General features: G+C 75.3%; 4 protein-coding genes. All 4 read right to left on the bottom strand.

Annotation, left to right across the window (positions count from 1 at the left end; all coding sequences use genetic code 11):
- Window positions 1-265 (bottom strand): hypothetical protein (locus VGL20_12580; protein HEY2704517.1); only part of this gene is annotated, 265 nt, incomplete at its 3' end.
- Entirely contained in the window at window positions 252-902 is a 651-nt protein-coding gene (locus VGL20_12585) for a phosphatase PAP2 family protein (GenBank protein HEY2704518.1), read from the bottom strand. The genes VGL20_12585 and VGL20_12580, both read right to left, overlap by 14 nt.
- Window positions 890-1,759, bottom strand: a complete 870-nt coding sequence (mutM, locus tag VGL20_12590) for a bifunctional DNA-formamidopyrimidine glycosylase/DNA-(apurinic or apyrimidinic site) lyase (protein ID HEY2704519.1) — start codon at window positions 1,757-1,759, stop codon at window positions 890-892. The genes VGL20_12585 and mutM overlap by 13 nt, the downstream gene beginning before the upstream one ends.
- A gap of 10 nt (window positions 1,760-1,769) precedes the next feature.
- A partial coding sequence (locus VGL20_12595; protein ID HEY2704520.1) for a DNA polymerase occupies window positions 1,770-2,624 on the bottom strand: 855 nt, incomplete at its 5' end.

Here is a 2,624-nt window from a genome sequence, read left to right on the forward strand (position 1 = left end):
GACCGCCCTGGGCGTGGACCACGTCGGGCTGCCCGGCGAGCAGCGGGGAGGGGTCCCGGAGCAGCGCCAGGGAGAGGTCGAGGGCGGGGCGGCGGGTCACCCGGGGCGCGGCGAGCGCGGCAGCGCCGTGGCCGGCGACGGTGCCCACCTCCAGCCCCCGCCGCCGCAGCCCGGCGCGCAGCCCGGCGACGTACCGCCCCTGGCCGCCGATCGGCGGCTCGTCGTCGTAGGTGGCGAGCAGGACGCGCAGGTCAGCCCCGGGCACGGGCGGGCTCGCGACGGCGCGGGACGGCGACCACGGCGAGGGCGGCGGCCACCCCGAGGAGGAAGCCCCCGATCACATCCGAGGTCCAGTGCTCGTTGAGGTAGACCCGGGTCCAGGCCAGCTCCACCACGTACAGGGCGGCGATGACGCGCACGCTGGTCCGGCGCCGCTCTCCGGCGAGGATGAGAGCGGTGCCGAGAGCGAGGGCGGTGCCCCGGAGCATGTGCCCGCTGGGGAACGCCCCGCGCCCGATCGACTCGATGCCCAGGGCGATGACCGCGCGCGACCCGCCCCGCGGACCGGGGTGGTCGAGCGCGGCCTTGAGGAGGACCTCCAGGATCGTGCCGGCGGCGAAGCCCCCGGCCAGCACCAGCGCCCGCCGCCGCCGCCGCCGGGTCAGCTGGGTGGCGACGAGGAGCAGCCCCATCCAGACCAGCGACACCGGCACGGACGCGGTGACGGCCACCAGCGAGAGGGCGACGTCGGCGGCGTGACCGGTGGTGCGGCGCACCTCGGACGCCACCTGGCGGTCGAGGCCGTCCAGCAGCCCGGCCGCGGTGATCACGGTGCACAGGACGAAGAGCGCGGCGACCACCGCGAGCGCCCGCGTCGCCGCCCGCCGGCTCAGCGCTGGCACGCCGGGCAGTGGGTGGTGGTGCGCCCCGCGACCACGGTGCGGCGCAGCACCGTCCCGCAGCCCATGCAGGGCATGCCGCCGCGACCGTAGACGCGCAGCTCCTCCTGGTTGGTGCCCCGCGCGTTCCAGAGGTCGCGGTAGTCGTCGATGGTCGAGCCCCGGTTGCGGATCGCGATCTCCAGCACGGTCACCACCGCGGCGTGGAGGGCGGCGCGCTCGGCGCGGGTCAGCCGCGGGCAGCGCCGGGTGGGCCGCACCCCCGCACGGTGGCAGATCTCGTCGACGTAGATGTTCCCCAGGCCGGCGACGCCACGCTGGTCGAGCAGCGCCGCCTTCACCGTCCGGGTGGTGGTGCGGAGCACGGCGTCGAGCCGCGCCGGGGTGAACTCCTCGCCGAGCGGCTCGACCCCGAGCGCGGGGATCAGCCGGGCGGCGCGCAGCGCCACCGGGTCGCCGAGGATGACCCGGCCGAAGCGGCGGGGGTCGGCGAAGCGCAGCTCCCGGCCGTCGTCGAGCAGGGCGCGGAGGTGGGTGTGCGGCCGCGCCGGCGCCTCCGGGTCGCAGACCTCGAGGTGACCGGTCATCCCGAGATGGACGATCAGCGCCTCGTTCACGGGGGGGACTCCCCCCAGACCCCCCTCGACCGGCGCACCGTCGCGACCCAGCCCGCAGACGATGTACTTCCCCCAGCGCCGCACCGACTCGACCACCCCCCCGGGCAGCAGCGCCGCCAGCACCTCGGGCGCCGGGTACCTGATCACCGACGAGGCGGCGTGGGGCACGGCGACGACGCGGCGTCCCTCGACCTCGGCGCGCAGGTCGCGGACCACGGTCTCGACCTCGGGCAGCTCCGGCACCGGTGCCGCCTCAGTCCGGGTCGACCGAGCCGGGCAGCCGGGTCATGTCCCGCCAGTTGTCCCCGACCTTGACGTCGACGTCGAGCGGCACCACCAGCTCGGCGGCGCCCCCCATCGCCTCGCGGAGCAGCGCCACCAGCGGGTCGACCTCGTCGCGGGGGGCCTCGAGCACCAGCTCGTCGTGCACCTGGAGGAGCAGCCGGGCAGCCATCCCGGACTCGCGCAGCGCCCGGTCGGTGCGGATCATCGCCAGCTTCATGATGTCCGCGGCGGTGCCCTGGATCGGCATGTTCACCGCCATCCGCTCGGCCGCCTGGCGCAGCCCTCGGTTGGCGGCGCGGATGTCGGGGATGTAGCGGCGGCGGCCGAACAGGGTCTCGACGTAGCCCCACTCGCGGGCGAAGTTGCGGATCGTCTCCAGGTAGGCGGCGACCCCGTTGAAGCTCTGGAAGTAGGCGGCGATGAAGGTGTGGGCGTCCTCCCGGCTCATCCCCGTGTCGCGCGCCAGGCCGAAGTCGGACAGGCCGTACATCACCCCGAAGTTCACCACCTTGGCGTTGCGCCGCTGCTCCGGTGTGACCTCCTCGGGGGCGATGCCGCAGACCTCGGCGGCGGTGCGGGTGTGCACGTCCTGGCGGCGGCGGAAGGCGTCGATCAGCTCGGTGTCGCCGCTGACGTGGGCGACGACCCTCAGCTCGATCTGCGAGTAGTCGGCGCTCACCATCACCTGGCCGCGGTCGGGCAGGAAGGCGCGGCGCACCCGCTGCCCCCACTCGGTGCGCATCGGCACGTTCTGCAGGTTGGGATCGGCGGAGGACAGCCGGCCGGTGGTGGCGACGGCCTGGTTGAACGAGGTGTGCACCCG

The sequence above is a fragment of the Candidatus Dormiibacterota bacterium genome, from assembly GCA_036495095.1.
GTDB lineage: Bacteria > Chloroflexota > Dormibacteria > Aeolococcales > Aeolococcaceae > CF-96.